Annotated in this window: 21 protein-coding genes and 1 tRNA gene; 13 read left to right on the top strand and 9 right to left on the bottom strand. The window is 65.3% G+C overall.

Annotated elements, in window-relative coordinates; all coding sequences use genetic code 11:
* The first annotated feature begins 118 nt into the window (after positions 1-118).
* Genes ABXH26_RS11125 through ABXH26_RS11100 form a run of 6 tightly spaced genes read left to right on the top strand, consistent with a single transcriptional unit; the run spans position 119 to position 5543 of the window.
* Positions 119-2005 (top strand): cytochrome c oxidase subunit I, encoded by a 1887-nt coding sequence (locus tag ABXH26_RS11125; protein ID WP_353567142.1) that lies wholly within the window; start codon positions 119-121, stop codon positions 2003-2005.
* A 54-nt stretch (positions 2006-2059) separates the two neighbouring features.
* Positions 2060-3865, top strand: a complete 1806-nt coding sequence (locus tag ABXH26_RS11120; protein WP_353567141.1) for a cytochrome c oxidase subunit 3 — start codon at positions 2060-2062, stop codon at positions 3863-3865.
* Positions 3866-3886: 21 nt separating this feature from the next.
* Positions 3887-4261, top strand: coding sequence for a cytochrome C oxidase subunit IV family protein (locus ABXH26_RS11115; RefSeq protein WP_353567140.1), 375 nt, complete (start codon positions 3887-3889; stop codon positions 4259-4261).
* A 37-nt stretch (positions 4262-4298) separates the two neighbouring features.
* Positions 4299-4499: a hypothetical protein gene (locus tag ABXH26_RS11110; protein WP_353567139.1), complete on the top strand. Its 201-nt coding sequence runs from the start codon at positions 4299-4301 to the stop codon at positions 4497-4499.
* A gap of 9 nt (positions 4500-4508) precedes the next feature.
* A complete protein-coding gene (locus ABXH26_RS11105; protein WP_353567138.1) occupies positions 4509-4697 on the top strand; it encodes a hypothetical protein in 189 nt (62 codons plus the stop codon).
* A gap of 48 nt (positions 4698-4745) precedes the next feature.
* Positions 4746-5543, top strand: a complete 798-nt coding sequence (locus ABXH26_RS11100; protein ID WP_353567137.1) for a cytochrome c oxidase subunit II — start codon at positions 4746-4748, stop codon at positions 5541-5543.
* Positions 5544-5616: 73 nt separating this feature from the next.
* Here ABXH26_RS11100 and ABXH26_RS11095 read toward each other — a convergent pair whose 3' ends face one another.
* Positions 5617-6594: a helix-turn-helix domain-containing protein gene (locus ABXH26_RS11095; RefSeq protein ID WP_353567136.1), complete on the bottom strand. Its 978-nt coding sequence runs from the start codon at positions 6592-6594 to the stop codon at positions 5617-5619.
* A 146-nt stretch (positions 6595-6740) separates the two neighbouring features.
* Between ABXH26_RS11095 and ABXH26_RS11090 the strand changes: the two genes are divergently transcribed.
* The 3 genes from ABXH26_RS11090 to ABXH26_RS11080 all read left to right on the top strand — a co-directional run bounded on the left by ABXH26_RS11090 (position 6741) and on the right by ABXH26_RS11080 (position 11692).
* Positions 6741-10511 (top strand): family 78 glycoside hydrolase catalytic domain, encoded by a 3771-nt coding sequence (locus ABXH26_RS11090; protein ID WP_353567135.1) that lies wholly within the window; start codon positions 6741-6743, stop codon positions 10509-10511.
* 236 nt (positions 10512-10747) lie between these two features.
* Positions 10748-11515, top strand: coding sequence for a PEP-CTERM sorting domain-containing protein (locus tag ABXH26_RS11085; protein WP_353567134.1), 768 nt, complete (start codon positions 10748-10750; stop codon positions 11513-11515).
* Positions 11516-11616: 101 nt separating this feature from the next.
* Positions 11617-11692: transfer RNA gene (locus ABXH26_RS11080), tRNA-Thr, on the top strand.
* Positions 11693-11699: 7 nt separating this feature from the next.
* Here ABXH26_RS11080 and ABXH26_RS11075 read toward each other — a convergent pair.
* From ABXH26_RS11075 to ABXH26_RS11065, 3 genes are all read right to left on the bottom strand, one after another.
* On the bottom strand, positions 11700-12983 hold the full coding sequence (locus ABXH26_RS11075) for a sensor histidine kinase (RefSeq protein ID WP_353567133.1): 1284 nt from the start codon (positions 12981-12983) through the stop codon (positions 11700-11702).
* Between the two features lie 2 nt (positions 12984-12985).
* Positions 12986-13663: a response regulator transcription factor gene (locus tag ABXH26_RS11070; RefSeq protein WP_353567132.1), complete on the bottom strand. Its 678-nt coding sequence runs from the start codon at positions 13661-13663 to the stop codon at positions 12986-12988.
* Between the two features lie 83 nt (positions 13664-13746).
* Positions 13747-14850 carry an Lrp/AsnC family transcriptional regulator gene (locus ABXH26_RS11065; protein WP_353567131.1) on the bottom strand — a complete coding sequence of 368 codons (1104 nt, stop codon included), beginning with the start codon at positions 14848-14850 and terminating at the stop codon, positions 13747-13749.
* Positions 14851-14966: 116 nt separating this feature from the next.
* Between ABXH26_RS11065 and ABXH26_RS11060 the strand changes: the two genes are divergently transcribed.
* Positions 14967-15362, top strand: a complete 396-nt coding sequence (locus tag ABXH26_RS11060) for a group I truncated hemoglobin (protein ID WP_353567130.1) — start codon at positions 14967-14969, stop codon at positions 15360-15362.
* An 80-nt stretch (positions 15363-15442) separates the two neighbouring features.
* Here ABXH26_RS11060 and ABXH26_RS11055 read toward each other — a convergent pair whose 3' ends face one another.
* From ABXH26_RS11055 to ABXH26_RS11040, 4 genes are all read right to left on the bottom strand, one after another.
* Entirely contained in the window at positions 15443-17677 is a 2235-nt protein-coding gene (locus tag ABXH26_RS11055) for a hypothetical protein (RefSeq protein ID WP_353567129.1), read from the bottom strand.
* Between the two features lie 123 nt (positions 17678-17800).
* Entirely contained in the window at positions 17801-20005 is a 2205-nt protein-coding gene (locus ABXH26_RS11050) for a serine/threonine protein kinase (RefSeq protein WP_353567128.1), read from the bottom strand.
* Positions 20002-20535, bottom strand: a complete 534-nt coding sequence (locus tag ABXH26_RS11045; protein ID WP_353567127.1) for an ECF-type sigma factor — start codon at positions 20533-20535, stop codon at positions 20002-20004. Before ABXH26_RS11045 ends, ABXH26_RS11050 begins: the two co-directional genes overlap by 4 nt.
* 58 nt (positions 20536-20593) lie before the next feature.
* On the bottom strand, positions 20594-21907 hold the full coding sequence (locus ABXH26_RS11040; RefSeq protein ID WP_353567126.1) for a CCA tRNA nucleotidyltransferase: 1314 nt from the start codon (positions 21905-21907) through the stop codon (positions 20594-20596).
* A gap of 57 nt (positions 21908-21964) precedes the next feature.
* Between ABXH26_RS11040 and ABXH26_RS11035 the strand changes: the two genes are divergently transcribed.
* From ABXH26_RS11035 to ABXH26_RS11025, 3 genes are read left to right on the top strand one after another with little or no spacing between them, the layout of a single operon-like run.
* The gene (locus ABXH26_RS11035; RefSeq protein ID WP_353567125.1) at positions 21965-22588 is read left to right on the top strand and encodes a class I SAM-dependent methyltransferase; all 624 of its coding nucleotides are present in this window, start codon (positions 21965-21967) and stop codon (positions 22586-22588) included.
* Complete coding sequence (locus tag ABXH26_RS11030; RefSeq protein WP_353567124.1) at positions 22585-23598, top strand: NAD(P)/FAD-dependent oxidoreductase; 1014 nt, start codon at positions 22585-22587, stop codon at positions 23596-23598. The genes ABXH26_RS11035 and ABXH26_RS11030 overlap by 4 nt, the downstream gene beginning before the upstream one ends.
* Complete coding sequence (locus tag ABXH26_RS11025) at positions 23595-24620, top strand: type III polyketide synthase (protein ID WP_353567123.1); 1026 nt, start codon at positions 23595-23597, stop codon at positions 24618-24620. The genes ABXH26_RS11030 and ABXH26_RS11025 overlap by 4 nt, the downstream gene beginning before the upstream one ends.
* Here ABXH26_RS11025 and ABXH26_RS11020 read toward each other — a convergent pair.
* The gene (locus tag ABXH26_RS11020; RefSeq protein ID WP_353567122.1) at positions 24617-25603 is read right to left on the bottom strand and encodes a UbiA family prenyltransferase; all 987 of its coding nucleotides are present in this window, start codon (positions 25601-25603) and stop codon (positions 24617-24619) included. The genes ABXH26_RS11025 and ABXH26_RS11020 overlap by 4 nt on opposite strands.
* Between the last annotated feature and the right edge of the window lie 2 nt (positions 25604-25605).

Genomic DNA, 25605 nt, shown 5'->3' with positions numbered 1-25605 from the left:
CGTTGGCCGCCGGTTTTTTCGCCCCCATGACCCTCTGAGCCGGACTCGTCTTCAACACTTCGCATTTTTTGCTGTTCATTGACCGCTTCTTGCGTTCACACCACTATCCATCCCTGCCATGAGCGCTCACGCTGAAACTCACGATCTCCACGATCATCACGATCACCATGAGCCCGGCTTCGTCCGGAAATACATTTTCTCGACCGACCACAAGATGATCGGCCTGCAGTACGGGATCACGGCCGGCCTGTTCCTGATGTTCGGCTTTTTCCTGATGATCGTGATGCGCTGGAGCATCGCATTCCCGCATGAGCCGCTGCCGGAATGGATGAGCTGGATTTTTTCGGACACCTGGAAGTCCCGCTGGTTGCAGGACGGCAAGGTGACCGGGGAGACCTACAACATGTTCGGTGCGATGCACGGGACGATCATGGTGTTCCTCGGCGTGGTGCCGCTCGGCTTCGGGGCCTTCGGAAACTACGTTACTCCTCTGCAGATCGGCGCGCCCGACATGGCATTTCCGAAGCTCAACATGATGAGCTACTGGATCTACCTCACCGGTGGCCTGATCATGTGCGCCTCGTTTTTCATGGAGTCCGGTGCCGCCAAGTCCGGCTGGACCAACTACTCGCCGCTCGCGGGCATCGCCGACGGGCAGATCGTCAACCAGTGGCTGGCGGGCCAGACGCAGTGGCTCATCGGCCTGGTGCTGCTGATCACTTCCTCGCTGCTCGGCTCGGTGAATTTCATCACCACCATCATCAACCTGCGGGCCCGTGGCCTGACCTGGATGCGCATGCCCTTCTTCGTGTGGGCGATGCTGGTCACCGGGTTCCTGCTGCTGCTGGCCTTCCCGCCGCTGGAAGCCGCGGGCATCATGCAATTGATGGACCGGGTCGCCGGTTCTTCGTTCTTCCTGCCATCGGGCCTCGTGACCAAGGCCGAGGGGCTGCTTGAGATCTCCGGGGGCGGCTCGCCGCTGCTCTACCAGCACCTTTTCTGGTTCCTCGGACACCCGGAAGTCTACGTGCTTCTGCTCCCGGCCATCGCCTGCGTGGCGGAAATCATTCCCGTCAACACCCGCAAGCCCCTCTGGGGATACAAGGGCATGGTCTACGGGGTGCTGGTCCTCGGTTTCCTCTCCTTCATCGTGTGGGCGCACCACATGTACATGACCGGCATGGGTCCGGCGGTGTCGACCTGGTTCCAGACCACCACGGTGCTGATTTCGGTGCCGTCCGTGATCCTGCTCACCTCGCTGATCATCTCGTTGTGGCAGGGCTCGATCCGTTTCACCCCGGCCATGATCTGGGCCTGCGCGTTCCTGCCGATGTTCGGCATCGGCGGGCTCACCGGCCTGCCGCTGGCGTTCAACCTCGTGGGCCTGCACCTGCACGACACCTACTACGTCATCGGCCACTTCCACTATGTGGTGGCTCCCGGCATCCTGTTCGGCCTCTTTGCCGGCGTTTACCACTGGTATCCGAAAATCACCGGCCGCCAGATGAACACCTTCCTCAGCCACCTGCACTTCTGGCCGAGTCTGGTGTGCATGAACCTGATCTTCTTCCCGATGCTCACCCAAGGCATGTCCGGTTTCCACCGCCGGTGGTACAATGGGGGCGACGCCTATCTGGCCAAGGTGCCGGACAGCCCGAACGTGTTCGGCACGACGGTGGCCCAGCACATCGACCTGAACATCCTGATGTCCTATGCCGCTTGGTGCATGGCACTGGCCCAGTTGCCGTTCTTGATCAATCTCGTGTGGTCCAAGTTCGCCGGCAGGAAGGTCACCAGCGACAATCCGTGGAACGCCACCACCCTGGAGTGGGCGACCCCGACGCCTCCCGGCCACGGCAACTTCGACAAAGAGCCGGTCGTTTACCGGGGGCCGTATGAATACAGCCGTCCCGACCACGAAGACGACTACCTGCCGCAATGGGTGGAGCCGAAGCGCACCACTCCCGAGCCCGAGGTCCAACCCGCCGATTCGCCCGCCCACTGAGCGTCACCGGTTTCAAGCCTGCTGCCTTGAAACGGAACCTTTGATCTTCTTCCCATGGAAATCCCCTACGTTGTCACCCCGCGCAAGGACACGGGTCTCTTCAACTCGAAGATCGCCATCTGGCTCTTCCTCGCCTCCGAGGTCATGCTCTTCGGCGGCCTGTTCTCCGGCTACGTCTTCCTCCGCCTCGGCGCGGATTATCCCTGGCCGGAGCGGACGATTCCCGTCCTTCCGGGCCTGCTGAACACCTTCATCCTGATCGCCTCGTCCGTCACGGTCGTGTTCGCGTGGGCGGCGTTGAAGATGCGCCAATGGATCCAGTTCAAGATCTTCATGGGCATCACGATCCTATGCGCCCTCGTGTTCATGGGTTTCAAGAGCTTGGAATATTACGTCAAGTTCCACCACCAGGCGGCCCGCCTGGTGGACTACACGATGGTGGAAGGTCACATCGACCACGAAGTGAAGGGCGGCGGGGAACACGGCGAGCACGCCGAGCATGTCCTCGATGCCTCCGGCAACGAAGTGGAGATGAACGTCCGCCGTTTCGTCCCGCAGACGATCACCTTCGACCTCCTCCGCTTCCACAAGCCCTGGGTGGAGGAAATGCTGGCCGAGGCCGGCGAGTCGGGTTCGACCATCCAGCTCGCTGACAAGATCGACTTCAACCGCGCTGATGCCGAGTCGGCCGACAGTTCCAAGGTATTCGCCGCCGGGGAAACCCTGAGCGTCGATCTTCTGAAGCGCCTTGCCGCCAAGCAGACCGAGAACCATGCTTTCAACCAGAGCAAGCGCACCGAATACCTGCGGCGTGCCTGGGACATCAAGTGGGAGAACGTGAAGGAGAACAATCTCCTGGGAGAGGCCGCGTTCGTGGCTTCCTTCCCCGCGGGCTCCGAGCTGGAACCGGAGGAACGCGCCAAGGCCTATACCCGCTGGAAGGCCGGCATGCGCGCCAACTTCGCCACCGACGTGACCATCGACTCGGTCAAGCTCGGCAATGGGGAGTCGGTGCCGGTGGTGATCGATTACAAGAAATTCTCCGACATCGAGCGTCCCGAGGTGCCGTCCGCCAGCTTTACGGTGGGAGGTGCGCCGCTCACCCTGCGGTTCGGCAACCACGACGTGATCACCGATTACCGCGACGGCCTGACCTCGATCAGTCTGCGCGATGGCACCGCGCTGGCGGGCGAGCAGGGGAACTCGACGATGGTTTATCACTATGTCGACGGCATTGATTTCCAATATCTCGTCGAGATGGCGGAAAAGAAGGGCATCGATCCGCTGATCGCCATCGAGAACAGCTGGATCGTCAAGGACAACCCGGAGATCGCCGAGATCTGGGAGATGCACAAGGAAGGGGTCCGCCAGCTCGAGGAGGTGCTCCATGAGGAAGGCCGCGAGCCGACTCCGAAGGACCGCTACCGCATGGGTTGGCAGGAGCTCGCCTACTACACCCGCCTCATCGACGAGGGCAAGGGCGTGGAGGACGTCAAGATCGACCCCAAGGCGAAGACGCCGCCGCGCGAGGACATCGCGCTGATCGAGCACTTCAAGGGCCCCGATTACAGCCGCCATCATTTTCCCCATCTTGAGATTCCCCGCGCCGAGGTGGCGCTGGCTTCGAAGTTCACGCCACGGTGGAATACCTACTACGCCATCTATTTCACCATCACCGGCCTGCACGGCCTGCACGTGGTGGGTGGCGCGATCGTGCTCGGGTATTACTTCTTCTTCGGGCGCCGGATGTATCTTTCCAATCCGGAGTGGCTCGCCAACCGCGTGGAAGTCGGCGGCCTGTTCTGGCACTTCGTGGATCTAGTCTGGATCTTTGCGTTCCCGATTTTCTACCTCATGTAATTTCCTCTATCTCCGCATCCCATGGCTGACAGCGTAGAACATATCAAGAAGGCGACCCGCCTGTATCTCATCATCGGTGCCGCGCTTTTCGCCGGCACGATCGCGACCGTGCTCGTGGCCACCGTGCCCGCCCTCGACTTCGGACGGCATGGATTTGATTCGGTCGACATGATCCTCGGCCTTCTCATTGCGACCACCAAGGCCTCGCTGGTGGCGGCGATCTTCATGCACCTCAACCACGAGAAGAAGGCGATCTACTGGCTCTTTGCCAGCGGTCTGGCCTTCGCCTTCTTCATGGTCTTTCTGATCTTCTGGGCCAAGGCCGACCCGATCCATTACGACAGATTCTCCGATGGCGGGCAGGCGGCGGCCGTGCTTTCGCCGACGGAGCCCTGATCCTTGCCTTCGGCGGTATCCGAACGATCTTCCCACCATGTCCCTTCGAACCTTCCACATCGTCTTCGTCACGCTGAGCACGCTGCTCTTCGTGTTCCTCGCCGTCTGGGCCTTTGGTTTCGCGGCGGAGAAATCCGGCATGGTGACCGGACTCGGCGTTCTGGGTGCCCTTGGTGCCGTGGGAATGCCCGTCTACGGGGTGTTTTTTTACCGCAAGGCCCGCAACCTCTTGCTCTGACCCGAAGCCATGCTTGATACCCTTCTCTCCTGCGCCACCTGCTCCGTCAATTTCAAGGACGACGCCAATGCGGCGAGCTGGTCGATCCTGTTCCTGCTGGCGGTCATCGTGCCGGTGCTCGGTGGCGTGATCTGGTGCATGGTCCGGATCGCCCGCCGCGAGGAAGAGAATCTCGATCCCGAACTGCGCGACCATTAAGACTCCCGACAGCCCGCCCGCCCATCCGGCTTCCCCTGATTTTTCTCCATGAACTCCCTGAGTCCCTCGAAATTCCTCGGCATTCCCGACGCCTACTCCGCTCATGGCGGCCGCGTGGACCACTTGATCGATGTCGTGCACTGGCTGATGATCGCCCTGTTCATCGGCTGGACCCTGTTCTTCCTGTTCAGCCTGGTCCGCTACCGTCGTTCGGTGCAGCAGCGCGCGTCGTATCACGGCGTGCGGAACCACCTTTCGACCCACATTGAAATCGGGATCATCATTCTGGAAGCGGTGTTGTTGCTTGGCTTCGCGTTTCCGATGTGGAAGGACCGCACCGACTCCTGGGAGTTGGTTCAAAAGCGCGATCCGGTCCGGGTTCGCGTGATCGGCTGGCAATTCGGCTGGACCTATCACTACGCGGGCGCCGACGGGCGTTTCGGGCGCATCGACCATCGCCTGAAGACCAGCTCCAGTGATCCCGGCATCGATCTCGCCGATCCGAACGCCCAGGATGACTTCACGACTTCCGTGCTGCGTCTGCCCAAGGACCGGCCGGCGATCCTGAACATCACTTCGAACGACGTGATCCACAACTACTCGATCGTTCCAATGCGGGTCCAGCAGGACGCCATCCCGGGGCGGGAGATTCCGATGTGGTTCACGCCGACCCGCACCCTGGAGACCTCGGTCGTCTGCGCCCAGCTCTGTGGTGAAGGCCACGGCAACATGGCGGGCCAGATGGAGGTAATTCCGGCCGAGGCGTTCGACGAGTGGTTCAAGTCGCAGTCCGATGCCGCCATCGAGCGCAACACGAGCAAGGCACCGGCTACCGCCGCGCGCTGACACGCGGGCAGGTCTTTTCTGAACGACGGGCGGGTCCGGAGCGGCCTGCCCGTTTCGTTTTTTCATGAGGTCATCATTTGCCGGCCCGGCGTGGCGCGGGTTCGTGGAAGGATTTCTTGGCCCAGTTCCGCCAGATGATGCGGCTGGCTGAATCGAAAAACTCGAGCCGGATGAAGCGCGCCATGAACATTTCGAGCACCCCGGGGATCTGGCCGGCATCCCAGACGGGCTTGCGTAATACCTCCACGGCGTTCGGCTGGTTCCGGACGTCGTGGGTATCGAAGGTGGCGCAGCGAAGAAAGGGCGTGGGCGTCTTGAGGTAGACGCTGGCGTGCGAGCATCCATGGCAGGCGGAAGTCGCCAGCTCGACCGCGCGCCAGTAGTTGGGATCGTCGCGGGAAAGCGGTCGTTCCGCCACCAGCCCGAGGGAATCGAGCACCCGCGCGATGGCGATGGCTACGGCGAAGGCCGCGTCGGCGGCCTGGGGATCGTCCTCGTACTCGGCCGGGCGGGCGAATCCAGCGGCGAGGTAGGCCTGGTCGGCGCGCTCGGCGAGACGTGCGGAAGTCCGCGGTGAGCCGGTGAGAAGGGCGTCCAGTTGGTCCCGGGCCTCGCGGATGCCGTCGATCAGATTTCGCAGATGGATGGCACCGGCGGCATTCTTCGGAGAAAAGGCGGGCAGCACCCGGGCGGTCGAGCGGGTGGCGATCACCAGCAGGGCACGGGGTTGCAAGCTATAGAGGGTCTCCCGTGGCTGGCCCCAGATGTTGCCGACTTTCGGTTCGGATTTCGCTTCGAAAGGCATCATCAGGCGCTCTTCCGCGAACCCGTGCCAGCCCTCTTCCACCACCAGGGCGGATTCCGCCACCGACAGGGCGGCGGCGACGGCGCTGATGCTGGAAGCGGAGATGGGGCCGCCCCGTTCCGCTTTCTGGATGAGGGCGCGGGTCAGGCCGCATTGCGTGGCGAGGGCGTCCTGGGTGAGGCCCGCGTTTTCCCGGCTCGATCGGATGTAGTGGCCGTGAACGGCCTGTCCCTTGGGTCGTGGCATGGCGTCGAAATGAAACGATGCCTCCGAGGTTCGCCGTCGCGAGGGTGGCGGAGCAATCGAAAAATAGGCGTTTTGTAACGTGGAGGTGCGGGATCGCAGGGTTCGACGGCCGAGGGATCGGATGCCAGAAGGGGAAAACGGAAGACATGGGAAGCAGATTGAACACCGCAACCACCGGGGTGGCCGCCAAGGTCCGCTCCATGATGAACGTCATGAGCATCGCCCTGATCGGCACCGGCAGCCTGGTGGTCCCGTGCCTGCAAGCAGCCCTGTCGCCATCGAAGCTCCGCTGCGAGTATCTGTCCGAGCCCCGCGGCATCCACGAGGCGGCGCCGAGGTTGTCGTGGATCGTGGAATCGAAGGAAAGGAACCAGGTTCAGACGGCCTGGCAGGTGTTGGTTTCCTCCACGGCGGAGAAACTCGCCGCCAACGATGGGGACCGGTGGGACAGCGGCAAGGTCGTGTCGGAGGAGACCTGCCAGATCGAATACGAGGGCGCCGACCTGGCATCGCGCGACGGGTGCTTCTGGAAGGTCCGGGTGTGGGACGGGAGCGACGAACGATCCGAGTGGAGCGCTCCCGCCTCTTGGACGATGGGTCTCTTGCAGCCCGGCGACTGGGCGGCGCAGTGGGTGGATGGTCATCGGATCGCGGCCGGCTCTGAAACACTGCCGACCCTCGTCAGCGCGTCCTACGAAGCGCTCGATGGGGCAGGCTCGCTGGATGTGACAACTCAACTGACCCATCTGGCTGGCGACGGCGAGTTCGAGCTCCCGGTTTCAAATGCCAGCTTCGGCAACGACCCGGCCTACAACCACGTCAAGCAGCTGCGGGTGGTGTACGAGCTCGACGGCTATCGACTCGAGGCGGCGTTTCCGGAGAACACGACCTTTCATTTCCCCGACGATCTGCCGCCCTTCGTGGCGGTCGCCATCACGGGAGCGAGCTACGAGGCCCTGGATGGAGCGGGGGCACGCGATGTGACCCCGATCCTGACCGCGCTGGCGGCCGAAGGGCCGTTCGTGCTCTCGGTCGATAACGACAGCCTCGGCGGCGATCCGGCGGCGGATCACCTGAAGCGACTCAGGATCACCTATGAAAAGGATGGCTTTTCCATGGTGAAATTCGTCGAGGAGAACACGGTGTTCCGTTTTCCCGCGGACCTCGCGGTGCCGGCGGCGGTGCCGTATTTGAGGAAAAGCTTTGCGGTCGACAAGGCGGTCCGCCGGGCCACGGTCTATGTTACCGCACTCGGCATTTATGAACTCCGGATCAATGGCGGCAGGGTCGGCGACCATGTGCTGGCACCGGAGTGGACCGACTACGAGCAGCGGCTCAACTATCAGGTCTACGATGTGACTCCGATGATCGACCAAGGGGAAAACGTGTGGGGCGCCCAGCTGGCGAACGGCTGGTTTTCCGGACACATCGGGAATGGGGGCTATCAGTACTGGGGCAGCAGCCCGGCATTGCTGGGCCAGCTGGAGATCGAATACGTCGATGGCAGCCGGCAGACCATCGTGACCGACTCAAGCTGGAAAATCGGTGTGGGACCGCTGGTCTCGACGGATTTCATGCTGGGCGAGGACTACGATGCCCGCCGCGAGATCCCCGGGTGGGACGCGGCCGGGTTCGACGACTCGGGATGGACCCCGGTCACCTTGCGGACGGTCGAGCCCCGGGCGATGACGGGTCAGGTGATGGAGCCCTCGCGCGAGTTGATGACGCTGCCGGCGAAGGAACTCACCGAACCGGCGGCGGGAAAATGGACCTACGACCTGGGGCAGAACATGGTGGGCGTGGTGCGGCTGAAGATCACCGCTCCCGCCGGCACCCAAATCACGCTCCGCCATGGAGAGATGCTGAATCCCGACGGGACCCTCTACACGGCGAACCTCCGCGGCGCGCCCTCGATCGACCACTACACGTGCCAGGGCGGCGGCGAGGAAACGTGGCAGCCGAAGTTCACTTTCCATGGCTTCCGCTATGTCGAGCTGACGGGGGTGGACGAGCAACCTCCTCTGGACGCGGTGACCGGAGTGGTGATCGGGTCGGACACGCCGAAGGCCGGCAGTTTTTCCTGTTCGGATCCACTCATCAATCAGCTTCAGTCGAACATCGAATGGGGCCAGCGCGGGAACTATCTCAGCGTGCCGACCGACTGTCCGCAACGGGACGAACGGCTCGGGTGGATGGGGGACGCGCAGGTTTTCGTTCGCACCGCCACCTACAACTCGGATGTTGCGGCATTCTTCAACAAGTGGCTGGCCGACGTCACCGACAGCCAGCTCGCCGATGGTCGCTTCACCGACGTTTGTCCCTACGCCGGGCCCTCGGTGGGCACGCCGGCCTGGGGCGACGCGGGAGTGATTTGCCCGTGGACGATTTATCAGGCCTACGGCGACAAGCGGGTTCTGGAAAAGGCCTGGGACTCGATGGTCGCGTGGATTTCCTGGTGCGAAAGCCAGAGCAACAACTACATCCGTAGTGGAAACCGAGGCTCGGACTATGGCGACTGGCTCTCGATCGGTGCAGATACCAGCAAGGAGTTGCTGGCGACCGCCTACTTTGCCTACTCGACCCATCTCGTGGCAAAGACCGCCGAAGTGCTCGGGAAAACGACGGAAGCCGCCTCGTATCAAGCGAAGTTCGAGGCGATCAAGGCGGCCTTCAATGACAAGTATGTCGATGCCACCGGCAGGATCACCGGCAACACCCAGTGCGCCTATGCCATGGCGCTGAAGTTCGATCTGCTGCCGCCCGCCCTCCGCTCCGCCGCCGCGGACTACCTGGCGGCGGACATCGCGGCCAAGGGCGACCACCTCTCCACCGGGTTCGTCGGCGTCGGCTACCTCCTGCCGGTGCTCACCGCCGAAGGAAAAAGCGACGTGGCCTACAAGCTCATCCACCAGGACACCTTCCCGTCCTGGCTCTTCTCCATCAAATATGGCGCCACCACCATCTGGGAGCGCTGGGACGGCTGGACGCCGGACAAGGGTTTCCAAAGCACCATCATGAATTCCTTCAACCACTACTCGCTCGGATCATGTGGCGAGTGGCTCTACTCGGCCGTGGGAGGCATCGACCAGCAGCCGGACACCGCCGGCTACAAGGACATCGTGATCCGCCCCGTGCCCGGCGGAAAGATCGACCAGGCGAGCGCCAGCCTCGACACGATCCGGGGCCGGGTTTCCAGCCGCTGGATGCAGCATGAGGAGGGCTTCGCGCTCAGCGTGGAAATCCCCGCCAATGCGCGGGCGACGGTGTTCGTCCCGGCGGAGAGTGAGGCTGCCGTGAAGGAGTCGGGAAAAGCCGTGGCCGACGCCGAGGGGGTGGAGTTCCTGCGGATGGAGGGCGGAGCCGCGGTGTTCGAGGTGAAATCCGGACGCTACTGGTTTACGACGGGCACCGTACCTCCGGGGACCGATTCCGCGCAGCACGACGCCGGGGTGCCGCTGCGGTTGGAGATTTCCGCCCTGCTGGGAAACGATGGGGTGCCGGTGCCGGAGTTCGTTTCCGCCGATGCGGTCAGCGTGGGAGGTGCATCGATCGAAGTCGTCGATGGCCTGCTCATCTACCGCCCGGACGGATCCGTGGCCGGTGATGACTGGTTCAACTACACCGTGAGGATGCCCGACGGGGGGCTGGAGATGCGATCGGTTCGGGTGACGCTGATCCCGGAAGATGCGCCGGAAGCGGCCTCGAAGATGATCGATTACCAGGGTGACCGTTCTCGCCGGGTGGTCTTCCAAGGCGTGCCTGGCCGGGTCTACCGGGTGGAGTTTTCCGACGATCTCGGCAGCGAAGGGGAGTGGCAGCTGCTCGCGACCCTGCAGGCGGGACCCTCCGGCATGTTCGAAGCCACCGACCTCAGCGACCCGCCGGCGAGCCGATTTTACCGGGCGGCCTTTCCCTGAATCCCTGAACGAGGCGGCCCGACTCGCGGGTCGCCCTCACCGCTTTCCGAGGCCTCGGGAGGCCGTCCAAAGATAGGTGTGACGCCGCGGAGTCGTCCAAAAATCGGCGTTTTAAATCGTGGCGATGCGGTCGAAGCATGCTTGAGGCCCGATCGGAATGGGGGAGGATGGCCGGATGCCGGAGATATGAGATCCGGTCCTAACAAGAATCCCGAGCAACCCCATCCCCACCTCCCATGAAACACCGCATCCGGGCAACGTCCGCCTTCCTCGGCGCCATTCTCGCGCTCGCCACCTCCGCCCGGGCGGCGGTGACCATCCAGAACTTCACCAACGTGGCACCCGGCGGGGGGCTGGCCGGCACGCCCCACGACCCTTTGCTTGCGGGGTCGCCCGACCTGATCGCCGCCTCGGCCACGGATCTTTTGACGGGACTCGCCCCGACCGTCACTTACACCGGCGGCTCCGGGAACACGCAGTATGAGGACTCCCGTGGGGAGTCGGCGTGGAACGACGGCTCGATCACCACCGTCTACGGCGGTGTGCCCAACGCCGTCGCCCACCTGGCCTATGGCGTGGCGGTGGCGACGGTGGGGGGCAGTGACATCGACGCCTTTGTCACCTACGACCTCGGCGCGCTCTACCATTTGTCCCAGATCGACGTCATTCTTGGCTGGAATGACTCCGGCCGGGACGAGAGTTCCTTCAATGTGCTGGTGGCCGATGAAAGCATGACCTTCACCCTGCTCGCCTCCTACTTGAAGGGGACGGACGACACCGGGGTGATCGGCACTCCCGTGACCAACCTGCACCGCTTCATCGACGATGGCGGAGGCGATGTGGCGGGCAACGTGCGCTACGTCCAGTTCCAGTTCACCGATGCCGACAATGGCGCGGCGGGGATCGCGGAGATCGATGTGTTCGGGACCGCCGTGCCCGAGCCTTCCGCGCTGGTCATCGCCGGGCTCGGCCTGGCGTCGGCCGGACTCCGGCGTCGGCGCTGAGTTTGCGACCGCCCGAAACCCAGCGCGTCGAAGTTTCCCGCGGCTGCCAAAGGAAGCTTGCGGGTGCCCGGTCGGTGGCTAGTCTCTGCGCGACTTGGAACGCCCGTTTAGCTCAGCTGGTAGAGCACCATCTTTGTAAGTTGGGGGTCGCTGGTTCGAATCCGGCAACGGGCTCCAACTTTCTTCACGAGGCCGGGCGGAGACTCTGCTCGGCCTCCATTTTTTCCACCAGCACCTGTTCCTCCGCTGCGGGGATGTGGATGGTGAAACGGGTGTCCTCGCCCGGAGTGGATGAGACGTCGACGGTTCCGCCGTGGGCCTCGATGGCGCGCTTGACGATCGAGAGCCCGAGCCCGGTGCCCTTGATCTCCTCCTGGGAGTGGTGTTTTTCCACCCGGTAGAAGCGCCGGAAAATGTGCTGCAGGTCCTGGTTCGGAATCCCCACGCCATCATCGGCCACCCAGAGCGTCACGCCGCGCTCGTCGCGGGTGGCGCCGACGCGGACTTTCAGGCCGGAGCGGGGGTTCTGCTTGAGGGCGTTTTCGACCAGGTTGAACAGAACCTGGGTCCAGTAGAAGCGGTCACCGGTGAGTTGCAGTCCTTCATCGGGCATCTCGATCCGGATTTCCGCCTTTTGCTGGCGGATGACCGACTCGAGGCGCTCGAGCACGTCCTGAACGCAGGAGCGGAGCCGGAAGGGCTCGATTTTCAGCGCCGCCGCCTCGCCGCTTTCGAGGCGGGAAATGACCAGCATGTCCTCGACGATACGGGCGATGCGCTCGGTGTGCTTGCGCATGATCGTGAGGAAGCGCCGGGTGATGTCCGGGTCGGTCACCAGGTCGTCGTCGATCAGGTTCTCGAGGTAGCCGTTGATGATTGCCAGCGGCGTGCGGAGCTCGTGGGAGGCGTTGGCCACGAAGTCCTTGCGGATCTGTTCGGTCTGGTGCTCGGCGGTCACGTCACGAAGCACAATGCGGGTGAATCCTTCCTGCCCGGGGATGCCTTCGATGCGGGCGGCATCGACGTCCCAGACGACCTGCCCCTTCGCTCCCGGTACGCCGCCCGGTGGAGATTTCGCCTGCGGCTGCAGCAGGGGGATGCGCCGCGTGACCGGCGCCCCGCTTTCCAGGCAATCGTTCACCGCGCCCGAAAGGTTGCGGTCGAGCATGACTTCGGCGACCGGCCGACCCACCAGCGGACGACCGTTGAAAAAGCGCTGCGCGGCACCGTTGGCGATGCGGATTTCGGCCGAGGCGTCGACCAGCAGGAAGGCATCGGAAAGTGCGTCCAGCATCTTGTCGCGCTCCGTCCGGGCACTCTGGAGATCGATTTCCAGGCGGTTTTTCCACGCCCGCACCTCCTGCTCGAATCCGCGCCGGGCGCGGCGGAGCTGGACGGCCAGGAGCGTCAAGGCCACCACCGCGCACAAGGCTGCGGCGATGGCCGTCGTGACGACAAATTCCGACATGTTCAGTTCGTGACCACACGGTACCCGACGCCCCTCACGGTTTCAATCATCTCGGCGTGAGGGCCGAGCTTCTGGCGGAGCCGCTTCATGTGGGTATCGAGCGTGCGGCTGTGGACATCGTCGCTGTATCCCCACACCGAACGCAGCAGGTCGTTGCGGTCCTGCGGCGCGCCGGGCCGCTCGGTCATGTAGAGCAGGAGCTTGAACTCGGTGCCGGTCAGGTCGACCGGTTCGCCGTCGAGGTAGAACTTGAGGTCGTTCTTGTTGAAACGGAAGGGGCCGTGCTCGACCACCACCGAGCCCGGCGCGGCGTTGGAACGCTTGAGGATCGCCTGCACGCGGAGCAGCAGCTCCTTGGGCGAGAAGGGCTTGGTGAGGTAGTCATCGGCGCCGGCTTCGAGGCCCTGGATGCGGTCCTCGGTCTGGGCGCGGGCGGTGAGCATGATCACCGGGGTATCGCGGGTGCGGGCGTCCCGGCGAAGTTCTTTGAATACCGAGAAGCCATCCTTTCCCGGAAGCATCAGGTCGAGGATGACGAGGTCGGGCTGCTCGTGGATCGCCAGCGAGGTCCCGTGAATTCCATCATGAGCCTTGAGGATCTGGTATCCGGCGCGCTCGAGATTGAATCCGATCAGGTCCGCGATGTCCCTTTCGTCTTCGACGATCAGTATGCGTTGCATGCTGGCCATCGATTAGATCGCGTTCGTCACCGGGCAAACCAGCTCAGAGTGACGAAATCGTCGCAAACGGGGAAAATCGCCGCTCAGGCGTGCTGCTGGTGCCACTCCCGGTAGACCTTCGGGGAAATCTCGGACGGCTTGATTTCCGAGCGGCCGCCCCAGAAGACGTTGGTGTAGCTGACCGGGATGCCGACGCTTTCCAGGTGGGCATCGATCGCCGCCTTGTGGGCGAGCACGCGCTCCTTCTCGGTGCCGTGGACGACCCCCATGATGTTCACGTTTCCAAACTGCGGACCGCCCTCGCGCCAATAGCAGTGCGTCATGCAGTAGTGGCGGCCGACCTGGCCGCCGGCCTCGATCTCGCGGCCCGCGGGCACCGCCCAGTGGAACAGGCCGTTGAAGCGCGTGACCCGCTCGCCGGCGGCGGAGGGCTTGACGTGCTCCAGAAAGGTCGAGAAACGTCCGACGACCTTCTTGGCATTCAGGCCCTTGGCGATCTTGCAGAACCTTTCGACCGGCATGCCGAGCTGCGCCGCGCGCAGGTCCCAGGGCTCGGCGACGATTTCCTCCGGGGCCAGCTCTTCCTTCAGGACGAGCAGCACTTCCCACTCCTCCGGGGAAAGATCGACCGTGGCGGTGGTCATCATCACCGCCGGTTCCTCGGCCTTCTCGCCGGGTTCCATCGACTTGCGGCGCACGTGGCCCACGCCCAGCGCGAACACGCCGTGGGCCGGCATCAGCAGGTATTCCTCCGCTCCCACGAGACGCTTCAGCACCGTGGCGTGTTCGTCGAGCGACTCGCCGACCGGCACCTTGAGGGTGGTCCACAGCCGGTAGCCGGAGCCGGAGACATCGGTATCGGTGGAGCGGATCACCACGTGTCCGGAGAAGGGGTCCTCCTTGGACATGAAGTCGAAGGCTTCGTTGAGCTTCTCCTCCGGCAGCCGCCAGGCGACCAGCGCGCCATGGGCCAGCTTGGTGGCCAGCATCGTCTGCCGCACGCGGCGGATCACGCCGGCCTCGAGCATGGCGCGGATGCGCTCCAGCACGGTCGGCAGGTCGACGCCGCTTTCCTCGGCGATCACGTGAAACGGGTGCTCGTGGAACCCGGCCACCAGGTCCTCGGAAATGGCGAGGATCCTGGCGTTGGTGGAATCGGTGTGTTCGACGGGGACGGCGTGCTGCATGGCCGGAAAACTAGGGGTGCGGGTCGCGAGGTCCAAACGAATTTCAGGAAAACCCGCGCGGTCAATGACAAGCGATGCCTAGTCGATTTTGCACCGGGCGGTGAACAATCGGCACAATGAGCCAAGAGCCCGATCGACTTTACCAGGCCATCGGCGGCGAGCAGGGCATCGAGCTGCTGGTCGGGAAGTTCTATGACCGGGTGCTTCGCGATCCCAAGCTCGCTTCGTTTTTCACCCACGCTCCGATGGACCGTCTGAAGATGATGCAGAAGGAATTCTTCAGCGAAGCGCTCGGCGGACCGCTTTTCTACAGCGGCCATTCCCTGAGGCAGGTTCATGCCGGCAAGGGGATCCGCCGTGATCACCTCCGGAAATTCGTGAAGCACCTGCTGGCGACCCTGGAGGAGGACGTGCCGGAGCTCAACCTGAGCCGCCAGGACATCGACGCCATCTACAGCCGCATCGCCATCGAGGCCGATCGGATCACGAACAGCGTGGGGGACTCCGCCTGAGCGGAAACGCCAAAGCAAAGCCGCCATCGCCCCGGGGGGGACGATGGCGGCATTTTTTTGGGACGGATGCCGGAAGTCCGTCAGGGACTTTCGAGGCGATAGAACGCCCCGCCGGCCGGCGGGTTGAAATCGAAGAAGCTGTCCGTCGGGCTGGCCGGCTGGAAGGTGTCCGCCGTTTCCGAAAAGTCCGTCAGGTCCGTGCTCCGCATCAGCTGATAGGTCACGGCGGGGTTGAGCCCGCTGAAGGTCACCCGGACCTCGGTGATGGCTCCCTCTCCGTCCTTGGTCAGCTGGATTTCCTGCAAACGGATCTCCGGCGCCGGTGAATTCGGATCCAGCGGATCGGTGCCGGCCGCCACTTCGGCATCGTCGTGGATCCCGTCCGAATCGGTGTCCGCCAACGTCGGATCGGTGCCCAGCGCGAACTCCTCGAGGTTGGTCAGGGAGTCGTCATCCGAGCTCACCGTGGCATCGCCGGGATTGTTGGAATCGAGGCCGTAGCGATCCTCCCATGGATCGGGCAGGCCGTCGCCATCGGCATCGAAGTCGACCAGCCGGGCGATGAAGTTGTCGACATGCACGTTGCGCACGGACGAGGTTCCGGTGCCGGTCTTGTGGGCCGCGACCGTCACCCGCACGGTCCGGGTGCCCGCCGGGGGAAACGCCGCGAGCCGCGTGGTGGTCCAGGCCTGCACGGAGCCGGAGGTCTCGAAGGCGGAGGCATGTCCGGTCTCCTCCCCGGAGCCGTCCAGGAAAGACACCGTGATGACGCCCTGGTCCGCGCCGTCGTTTTCACGCCAGTCAAAGTCGAGCAGCACGGTCTTCGCTCCCTCGTCGATGGGCGTGGCCAGCGAAGACACGTCGATGTCCTGCCGCATGACCATCGAGGCATCGATGCCGCCCTCGAAGGTGGCAGCGTCCGCCTCCGGCACCGGGGCATCGCGACCCGCGGTGGCGAACTGTTCGCCGTCGCTGGCCAAGTTCGGGTTGTTGATGTTCGCCACGCTGAAATAATCGAGCACGTAGAAATCGTTGAGCACCGCGCTCCAGCCCGGGACGGTGCCGCCGGCGATGCTGAGGCCCTCGCCGTAAACCGGCAGAACCGGATCCTCGAAGCTGCCGTTGACCAGCGGAATGGGATCGCCGGGTTCGTCGAGCGGGTCGTTCGGGTCCGATCCATAACGGACTTCGTCCCCATCATCGAAGCGGTCGCCGTCGCTGTTCGCGTTCAGGGGATCGGTCGGGCCGTAGCCGGATGGGTTCCCGGCATTGTCCGTGCCCGCCACTTCCGCGCCGTCGAGCAGGCCGTCGTCATCGCCATCCGGGTCGGTGGGGTCCGTCTGGTTCTCGGTCACCCCGTCCGCGTACTCGTCCGCGTCCGAGCGGCCGTCGGCGTCGAAGTCGGTCGTGGCCGGTGCGTCGTTCGGTCCCGCGATGTCCTCGTATCCGTCCACCGCGTCGTCGGGATCGAAGGCGATGATGAGATCCTCGTAGTAGTCCGGCAGGCCGTCACCATCGGCATCCGGCAGGCTGCCGCTGATGATGAGCGTGCCGCCGGTTTCGTAGAAGTTTTCGCCGAGGTCGAACAGGTCGTTGCCAGCGTAGGTTCCCGGCGGCACCGGCTCGCCGTCGACCAGCAGCTTGCCGGCGTCGAAGGTCAGCGTCTGGTCCACGTTGAGGGCCCCGGTGCCGTTGAGATTCAGGGTGCCGGTGAAAACATGATCGACGTCGAAATCCAGCAGGATCGTCGATGCGACCGTCAGGTTGCCGGTGTAGTCGCCGACGTCGGTGAACACCACGGTCTTGATGTTGGTTCCGTTTTCCGGGGTCAGCAGCAGGTCGCCGCTGCCGGTGAGCGTGCCGTCAATGGTCAGCTGGGTGACGGCGCCGCTGGGGTCGATGAAAGACCCGGTGCCCATGACCACGAAGTTGACCACGTCGAGCGTCCCGGTGTGGGGGCCGCCGTTCGGTCCGTAGGACAAACGGCCGCCGGCGAGGATAAGATCGCCATTGATGGTGGCGATGGCGCCGTTCTGGTTTTTCATCAGGGCGCGGCTGCCGGTGTTCACCGTCAGCGAGTCTCCTCCGAAGGTCGAGGAGGCCCCATCGGCCGAGATGCGGAATCGCTCGTCCTGCACGCCGGTGGCGGAGACGTAGTCATTGCCGAGGACCGGGGCGGCGGCGGGATCGCCCCACATGGCGGCGTTCCAGTCGATGTTGCCCACGGTCTGGACGATCGTGTCGGCCCGGGCGGGCACCAGCAGGGCGGAGGTCAAGCCAACCGCCGCGGCGGTTCGCAGGATGGGTCGGGTCATAGGGATGGGGTTTTCCATGGGTTTGGAACGAGAGGCCGGGTTCATGCCGGATGCCGGCACAGCCTTCTTCGACCTATGCGCCGTCCCTCGTCCCAAACCCGACAGCGAACTTTCTCCCCCGGTTCAGAGCCCGGTGGTCGCTTCCGCCTCGCGCAGCAGCACCCTCAGCACCGACCACGAAAACCACGTGCCGATCGAGGGGAAGCCCGACTCGTCCACCTGGGACTCGACCCGCCGCAGCGCTTCGCGGGCTTGGCGGATGTCGTCCGCCGCCTCGTCGCTCCGGCCCAGCCCGGAGCGGGACATGCCACGCAGCAGCCGTGCCGTGGCGACCCGGCTGCCGGGTGGATCATCGACGGCGATCGATTCATTGGCAGCGACGATGGCTTTTTGAAAATCGCCGGCCCGATAGTGGTAGAGCGAGCGCGAGAGCGCGTTCCACTCTGGAAACGGCATGGTGCCCGCGGCGGTGGGTGCCTTTCCCCGGCACTTCTCCAAGGTGCTCTCCAGACGCTCGAGCACGAATGCATCGACCGGCAGCAGCAGGCAAACCTTCAACAGATGCTCGGCCTGCAGGGCGTTCTCCGCGGGCACGTAGCGCTCCAGCACGTCCGCCCGGAAACGCAGGTAGGCGCGGAGATCCCCCGCCTCCAGGTAGGCGGGGGCGGTCATCAGCAGATCCACGCCCTCCACCACCCGGGTCCGATCGCCCAGCCGGTTGGCTTCGTTCATCAGGCGAAAACAATGCGCCGCCTGCTCCCAGCGGCCGAACACCGCATTCCAGCGCCCCAGCGAGCGGAACACCTCCGCGGCCTCCGGCGAGGCCTCGATCGATTCCAGCGGGTCGGCGCGCAGGAGCTGGTCGGCCTGCTCGGTCTTGCCCTCGCTGAGCAGGATCGCCGCCCGCGAAACGTTGGCCCGGGCCTGGGCGTGTCGCTTGAGTTTCGCCTGCTCGGCCAGCACCTCTTTTTCCCGGAAATACAGCGCCGTGGCCGTGCCGAGCCCGCCGATGAGGGAAAGCAGCATGGAGGCACCCAGCGCGCAGGCGATGCGGTTGCGGCGGATGAATTTCCGCAGGTAGTAGCGCCGGCTCGGCTTGCGGGCGAGCACCGGCTGGTTGTCGAGGTGGCGCTGGATGTCCATCGACAAGCTGTTGACCGTGAGGTAGCGGCGGTTGCGCTCCTTTTCCATGGCCTTGCACACGATCCAGTCGAGATCCCCCCGCAGCCCGGCTGCCCAGCGCTCCTTCGGCTCGGGCAGGGAGGCTCCGTTTCCGCCGGAAATCACCGACATCGAGGGCAGCGGCGGATTCACCTCCAGCAAGGTCCGCCGCATCTCGCTGTAGCCGCTTTCCATCAGCTTCCCCGTGTCGAAGGGCGGGCACCCGGCCAGCAGTTCGTAAAGCAGCGCGCCGAGGCTGTAGATGTCGGTGCGGGTATCGATGTCCCCGCCGCTCATCTCGATCTGCTCGGGGCTCATGTAGGCCGGCGTGCCGAGCAGCTGGTCGGTGAGCGTGATGTCGCCCCGGCCGCAGCCCGCATCCATGGCCTTGGCGATGCCGAAGTCGATCACCTTCGGCACGAAGTGGCCGTCGAGGCTTTCGACGAGGATGTTCGAGGGCTTGATGTCGCGGTGCACGATGCCCTTCTGGTGGGCGTGCTGGATGGCTTGGCAGACCTCGAGGAAAAGCCCGAGACGCTGCCGGATGCCGAGTCGCTCGGTCTCGCACAGCGTGGTGATCCGCGGCCCGCGGACCAGCTCCATCACGAAGTACGGCCGGCCACCGGGCGTGCTGCCGGCATCGAGCACCCGCGCGATGTTCGGGTGCTCCATGATCTCCAGCGCGTGCCGCTCCGCCTCGAAGCGGGAAACCACCGACGCGGTGTCCATGCCCCGCCGGATGATCTTCAGCGCCACGGTCCGCCGCATGCCGTCCTGGGCCGCCTCGAAAATCTCGCCGCACCCGCCTTCGCCGATCTTCCGGAGCAGTTCGTAGCGGCCGATCCGGGTGCCTTCCTTTTCCGCCGCCGGCGGCTCCGGGATCTCCGGTGGGGGATCCGGCAACTCGCCGATCAGGTCGCGCGCCAGCATCGCGGTACGCCGTTTGCCCTCCAGGAAATAGGCCGACGAACGACCCGCCATTGCCAGCAGCTCCTCCATGTCCGCGCGACCGGCCGGATCGTCGTGGAAAACCCGATCGAGGAATTCCGCCCGCTGCGCGCGGTCGGGGATTTCCATGGCGGCGCCGAAGACCGCGTTCTCGATCGAGTGACGATCCTCCACCACCTCCTCCGGCGCGAGCTCGCCGGTCTTGCCGCGCCGGCTCATACCTCGCGCTGGATTTCGCGGAACAGCCAGGCCTTCGAGAACGCCCAGTAGCGCTCGACCGTGCGCTCGGTCACGCCCAGCTCGGCGGCCACCTCCTGGTTCGAAAGGCCGCCGAAAAACTTGAGCAGCACCACCTTCGCCCGCAGCGGGTTGGTCTGCTTGAACTTCTCCAGCGCCTCGCTCACGAGCAGCGCCGGTTCGTCCTCCTCGGAAACCTCCTCCTCGGCCGCGTCGAAGGGCACCCGCGTCAGCTTGCCGGCGTGCTTGATCCGCTTCTTGCGCCGCGCCCGATCGATCAGGATCCGCCGCATGGTCTCCGCGGCCGCGGCGCAGAAATGCGACGAGCTTTTCCAGCTCTGCGCCTCGTCGCGGCGCATCCGCAGCCAGGCCTCGTGGGCCAGCGCCGTCGGCTGCAGCGTGTGGCCCGCGCGCTCGAAAGCCATGCGCTCGCCCGCCATCGCCCGCAGGATGGGGTACAGTCGCTGCACGTCCTCCTCGGAGTGGTGGAAAAACGGGTCGTCTCCTTCCATTCGGTCGAAAAGTAGTCCGACAACTTTTCGGTTCAAGCCCATCGTTCGTCCACGCGTCTCAGGAATCGAGTCGCGCCTCCAGCCAGTCGAGCGCCTCCTCGCGCGAGGCCAGCCGACCCTCCAGCTGCTCGGTCTGCGCATCTTCGAGGATTGCCTTGAAATGCGGGCCGGGTTTTTCGCCCCGCTCGATCAGGTCCCGGCCGGTGATCAGCGGCGCGGGCACGATCGGCTCGTTGGCGAACTCCTCGCGCTTGGCGATGAGGAACTCGAGGTTGTCGGTGAAGCCGTTCGACGACGCGCAGTCGACCCGGTGCAGCTCGAGCTCTCCGGCAAAGGTCGGCGCGGCCATGAAGCGCTTCAGTTTCGCCACCCGCATGTCCTGCACGTGCATGAACTGCATGTGCCGCGCGACCATGAAAACGACGTCGTCGATGACCGCGTTGGGATACTTCAGGCGATGCAGGATTTCCCGTGCCATCTCCGCACCGAGCGCGTCGTGGCCGTTGAAACGGAGGCGTCCGTCGGCATCGACCGTCTGCGTGGGCGGCTTGGCGATGTCGTGCAGCAGCACGGCGAGGCACAGCGGCAGCGGCGCGTCGTCGGCCAGGAGGTCGAGCATGATCCGCGTGTGGACATACACGTCGCCCTCCGGATGCCACTGCGGCGGTTGCTCGCAGCCGATCAGCGCGCGGACTTCGGGCAGGAAGACGTCGATCAGGCCGGACTCCGTCAGCAGGTCCAGCCCGCGGGCGCGGCTCGGGCAGGTGAGGATGCGCGAGAACTCGTCGCGGATGCGCTCGATCGAAATGCGCCCAAGCGTCGGGGCCAGCTCGCGCACCGCCGACCAGGTTTCGGTTTCGATCTGGAAATCCAGCCGCGCCGCGAAACGAACCGCCCGCAGCAGGCGCAGCGCGTCCTCGCTGAAGCGATCGGCCGGCCTGCCGACCGTGCGCAGCCGCTTCGCCTTGAGATCGGCGAGCCCGCCGGTGTGGTCGATGATTTCGCAGGAGGCGGGGTCCTCGAACAGCGCGTTGATGGTGAAATCGCGCCGGGCGGCATCCTCTTCGGGCGTGGAAAAGGTGACCTGCTCGGGGCGGCGGCCGTCCTTGTAGGAGCCATCGGTGCGGAAGGTGGCGATCTCGGTGGAGTGGCCGCCGTGGCGCACGATCACCACGCCGAAGTGCGCGCCGACCTCGTTCGAGCCGGGAAAAAGTCCGAGCACTTCCGCGGGCGTGGCCGAGGTGGCGATGTCGTAGTCCTTCGGCTCGTGGCCGAGCAGCCGATCGCGCACGCAGCCGCCGGCGAACAGCGCCGCGTGCCCGGCCGCGGTCAGGCGGCGGGCCAGCTCGGTCGCGGACTCGCGGGCGGTCATGGGCGGAGCTTCAAGTTTCAAGTTGGCAGTTTCAAGCAGCGAGGGATGTTCGGACGAATGCTGCGCATCGTCACGGAGGAGATCCTCGACCGCCTGCCGCCGGACGATCCCGAGGCGGTGCGGAGCCGCGCCGACCTGCGACGGATCAATTTCCTGATGGGCAACTCGCGCTGGATCCTGCGCCAGGTCGCGCGGCATCGCGCCGTCGCGGAGAAAGGCATCGTCGAACTCGGAGCAGGCGAGGGCGTGTTGCTACGGCGTTTGTCGGAGTTCGGCCCGGCGACCGGCATCGATCTCGTCCCGCGGCCACCCGGGCTGGCGGAAACCATCGCCTGGCAGGTCGGCGACGCGCTGGCGGCCGACCGTTCCGGCGGCATCCTGGTGGCGAATCTTTTCCTGCATCATTTCGAGGGCGAGGCGCTCGCCGCGCTCGGAAATTTGGCGCGAAACTTCGAGCTGCTGGTCGCCGTCGAGCCGTTCCGATCGCCCCGGGCTCTCCAGCTCGGGCGCGGGATGAACGCTTTCGTGGGGCCGGTCACGCGGCACGACATGGAGGCCAGCATCCGGGCGGGCTTCCGCATCGGCGAGCTGGCACCCGCACTCGGACTCGGCCGTTGGCGCTTTTCCGAGAGGACCTCATGGCGCGGCGGGCTGCGCGTGCTAGCTTGGCGGGACGCATGAAGGAAATAAGGATCGCGGGCGGTGGACTGGCCGGGCTATCGCTCGCGCTCGGCCTGCGTCGATCCGCCGTGCCGGTGACGGTGTGCGAAGCCGGTCGCTACCCGCGCCACCGCGTGTGCGGCGAGTTCATTTCGGGCGTCGCCCCATCGACCTTGGAAACGCTCGGCATCGCATCGTCCCTTGCCGACGTCCGCCGTCACCGCCACGCCCGTTGGTTCCGCGGCGGGCGGGAAATCCTCGATACCGAGCTTCCCGAGCCGGCCCTCGGCATCTCGCGCTGGCGGCTGGATGAGCGCCTTCAGCAGTCGTTTCGCGCAGCGGGCGGCGAGCTGCTGAGCGGGAAAAGGCTCCGCCGCGAGCCGGCCGAGGGCCGGGTCTGGGCTGCCGGACGGCTGCCGGTCAAGAGCCATTGGATCGGGCTGAAATGCCACGTCCTCCGCCTCGCGGACGAGGGCGGCCTGGAGATGCATCTCGGCCCCAACGGCTATGCCGGGCTGTCGCCGGTCGAAGACGGACGCGTGAATGTCTGCGGCCTGTTCCGGATCGAGCGCGCGATGCCCGGCAAGGGCGCGGAGCTGATGTTTTCCTACCTCGAAGCCGGCGGTCATCGCGGCCTCGTCGAGCGCCTCCGCGCCGCGGAAATCGACGACTCCTCTTGCTGCGGCGTCGCAGGTTTCCGCCTCGGCATGCAGCCGGCGGAGCCGGAGTTGTGCGCCATCGGTGATGCCTGGGGCATGATCCCGCCCTTCACCGGCAATGGCATGAGCATGGCCTTCGAAAGCGCCGAGCTGGCGCTCGAACCGCTGGTCCAGTGGTCCCGCGGCCAGCTCGCCTGGAGCGAGGCCGTGCGGCGGATCCGCGGACTCGGCGAGCGGCGCTTCCGCCGCCGGCTGCGCAGCGCGCTGGCCCTGCACCGGGTGCTGCTCCACGGCCGCGGGCAGGACCTCATCGAGGCCCTCGCCACCCACGGCATGCTGCCTTTCCGGCCCCTCCTTTCCCTTGTCCGATGATGTATCTCGAAAGCCTCTCCACCGCCCTGCCACCGCATCGATTCAGCCAGCCGGAGTGCCTCTCGGCGCTGAAGGAGACGGCGCTTTTCGATGAACTCAAGCCGCGCTCGCAGGCCCTGGTCGGCAAGGTGCTGGCGAACGGCATCTCGGGCATCAAGAACCGCCATTTCTGCCTGCCGGAGATCGGTCCCGTGGTCGGGCGCGATGCCCAGCAGCTCAACGAGGTCTTCGAAAAGGAGGCCCCCGCCCTGGCGGCCGAGGCCCTCCGCAAGGCGCTGGAAAAGGCGGGCATCGCGGCGGAGGAGCTGGATGCGCTGCTGGTCTGCACCTGCACCGGCTACCTGTGCCCCGGCGTGACCAGCCACGTGGCGGAAATCCTCGGTCTACGGGACTCGGCGTACTTGCAGGACCTCGTCGGGCTCGGCTGCGGCGCGGCGATTCCGACCTGGCGCGCCGCCGCGGGTTTCCTCGCCGCCCATCCCGGCTCGAAGGTGGCGACGGTGGCGGTGGAGGTCTGCTCGGCCGCGTTTTACGCCAATGACGATCCCGGCGTGCTGATCTCCATGTGCCTGTTCGGCGACGGCGCGGCGGCCGCGGTGTGGTCGGACCAGCCGGGCGGGGGAAAATGGCAAGCCGGCCATTTCACCACCATCCACCGGCCGGAGCAGCGGGAAAAAATCCGCTTCGTCAATGCCGGCGGCAAGCTCTGCAACCAGCTCGACAAGGCGGTCCCCGCCCTGGCCGCGGAGGCGGTGGGGTCGTTGTACGAGAAACGCCGTAGCGAGCCGGACCGGGTGCTGGCCCACTCCGGCGGCCGCGACGTGATCGAGGCGCTCGAGGAGCGTCTCGGCGTGCCGCTGGCCGAGACCCGCGAGGTGCTCGCCGACTGCGGCAACATGAGCAGCCCGTCGGTGATGTTCGCCGCCGAACGCGCGCTGGCGACCGCGAACGGCGATGCCCGCTGGTGGCTCACCGCCTTCGGTGCGGGCTTCGCCGCGCATGCGTGCGAGATGTGGCGTTAGGTGGCGGGTGCCACTTTTTGCAGCAGTCGCGCCAAGGCGAAGGCACCGAGCGGGACGACGAAGCCGATGAGGGCCTTGGGATCATCGCTGATGAGCTGATCGGGCCCGAGGACGGTGGCCACGGCGGGGGCGATGCCGATGAAATCGATGAGCGGGATCCCGGCGAGCAAGGCCGACACGAAGGCGGGCAGGGGTTTCCGATAAAACAGCAAGGCGACTCCCAGCCACAGGGCGAAGGGGATCAGGGCGAGGGCGCCGATTTTCGGATACCACGGGATCCACCAGCACGAGTGGGTGGCCAGCGGGAGGAAGAGGAGGACGCGGGCGATCAGCACCATGCCGGGTGGCGAGCGCTCGAGACTCTCGTAGCGGGCGTTGAGTGAGAGACCGACGAGGTAGCTGAAAAGTCCGATCATCGGCGCGATGGCGAAGCCGATGGCGCGGGTTCGCGGCTCGAGGTTGCCGAGAAATCCGCCACCGGTGAGCGCGTAGTCGATCTCATCGGGTCCGAGCGGCGAGAAGTAGAGGAAGCCGAAGCCGTAGAGTCCCGCGCGGCAAGCGGCCATCGGCAGGACGGCCCACCCGTGGCGCTTGTGGAAGACGGTGTAGAGGACGATGCAGCCGGCGATGGCGAGGGCGAGAACCAGCGATGCCGTCCCGAGGAAAGCGGCTGCCACGCTGGCGGCGACGAGCAGGGCGACGGAAATGACGAGGTAGAGTTTCGGCGAATACCGGCCCATCGGCAGCGCGCGCTCGGGGCGGTGCTCGGCGTCCCAGTCGCGATCGTGCCAGTCGTTGAGGAGGTTTCCCGCGAAGAGCAGCAGCAGGCCGACGGCGGCGGCGATGACGAGGACCTCACCGGTGGTGAACCTTTCGTGGAGGCCGAAGCCCCAATACCAGCCGCCTAACAGGACGCCGAAGGTCGTGTTGCTGACGACGCTCGGGGCGTTGGCGATGCGGAGGCTGGCGAGCAGGGGGCGCATGG

Source organism: Haloferula sargassicola, from assembly GCF_040362925.1.
Taxonomy (GTDB): domain Bacteria; phylum Verrucomicrobiota; class Verrucomicrobiia; order Verrucomicrobiales; family Akkermansiaceae; genus Haloferula; species Haloferula sargassicola.
The sequence above is the reverse complement of the archived record's forward strand: the minus strand, read 5'-3'. Positions and strand labels throughout refer to the sequence as shown.

Bases quoted from the DNA above. Each gene is read 5' to 3' on its own strand.
- ABXH26_RS11120 (WP_353567141.1), top strand. From the start codon at position 2,060: ATGGAAATCCCCTACGTTGTCACCCCGCGCAAGGACACGGGTCTCTTC.
- ABXH26_RS11035 (WP_353567125.1), top strand. From the start codon at position 21,965: ATGCTGCGCATCGTCACGGAGGAGATCCTCGACCGCCTGCCGCCGGAC.
- ABXH26_RS11065 (WP_353567131.1), bottom strand. From the start codon at position 14,850: ATGCAGCACGCCGTCCCCGTCGAACACACCGATTCCACCAACGCCAGG.
- ABXH26_RS11020 (WP_353567122.1), bottom strand. From the start codon at position 25,603: ATGCGCCCCCTGCTCGCCAGCCTCCGCATCGCCAACGCCCCGAGCGTC.
- ABXH26_RS11115 (WP_353567140.1), top strand. From the start codon at position 3,887: ATGGCTGACAGCGTAGAACATATCAAGAAGGCGACCCGCCTGTATCTC.
- ABXH26_RS11055 (WP_353567129.1), bottom strand. From the start codon at position 17,677: ATGACCCGACCCATCCTGCGAACCGCCGCGGCGGTTGGCTTGACCTCC.
- ABXH26_RS11070 (WP_353567132.1), bottom strand. From the start codon at position 13,663: ATGCAACGCATACTGATCGTCGAAGACGAAAGGGACATCGCGGACCTG.
- ABXH26_RS11040 (WP_353567126.1), bottom strand. From the start codon at position 21,907: ATGACCGCCCGCGAGTCCGCGACCGAGCTGGCCCGCCGCCTGACCGCG.
- ABXH26_RS11045 (WP_353567127.1), bottom strand. From the start codon at position 20,535: ATGGAAGGAGACGACCCGTTTTTCCACCACTCCGAGGAGGACGTGCAG.
- ABXH26_RS11100 (WP_353567137.1), top strand. From the start codon at position 4,746: ATGAACTCCCTGAGTCCCTCGAAATTCCTCGGCATTCCCGACGCCTAC.
- ABXH26_RS11025 (WP_353567123.1), top strand. From the start codon at position 23,595: ATGATGTATCTCGAAAGCCTCTCCACCGCCCTGCCACCGCATCGATTC.
- ABXH26_RS11030 (WP_353567124.1), top strand. From the start codon at position 22,585: ATGAAGGAAATAAGGATCGCGGGCGGTGGACTGGCCGGGCTATCGCTC.
- ABXH26_RS11090 (WP_353567135.1), top strand. From the start codon at position 6,741: ATGGGAAGCAGATTGAACACCGCAACCACCGGGGTGGCCGCCAAGGTC.
- ABXH26_RS11095 (WP_353567136.1), bottom strand. From the start codon at position 6,594: ATGCCACGACCCAAGGGACAGGCCGTTCACGGCCACTACATCCGATCG.
- ABXH26_RS11085 (WP_353567134.1), top strand. From the start codon at position 10,748: ATGAAACACCGCATCCGGGCAACGTCCGCCTTCCTCGGCGCCATTCTC.
- ABXH26_RS11125 (WP_353567142.1), top strand. From the start codon at position 119: ATGAGCGCTCACGCTGAAACTCACGATCTCCACGATCATCACGATCAC.
- ABXH26_RS11110 (WP_353567139.1), top strand. From the start codon at position 4,299: ATGTCCCTTCGAACCTTCCACATCGTCTTCGTCACGCTGAGCACGCTG.
- ABXH26_RS11050 (WP_353567128.1), bottom strand. From the start codon at position 20,005: ATGAGCCGGCGCGGCAAGACCGGCGAGCTCGCGCCGGAGGAGGTGGTG.
- ABXH26_RS11105 (WP_353567138.1), top strand. From the start codon at position 4,509: ATGCTTGATACCCTTCTCTCCTGCGCCACCTGCTCCGTCAATTTCAAG.
- ABXH26_RS11075 (WP_353567133.1), bottom strand. From the start codon at position 12,983: ATGTCGGAATTTGTCGTCACGACGGCCATCGCCGCAGCCTTGTGCGCG.
- ABXH26_RS11060 (WP_353567130.1), top strand. From the start codon at position 14,967: ATGAGCCAAGAGCCCGATCGACTTTACCAGGCCATCGGCGGCGAGCAG.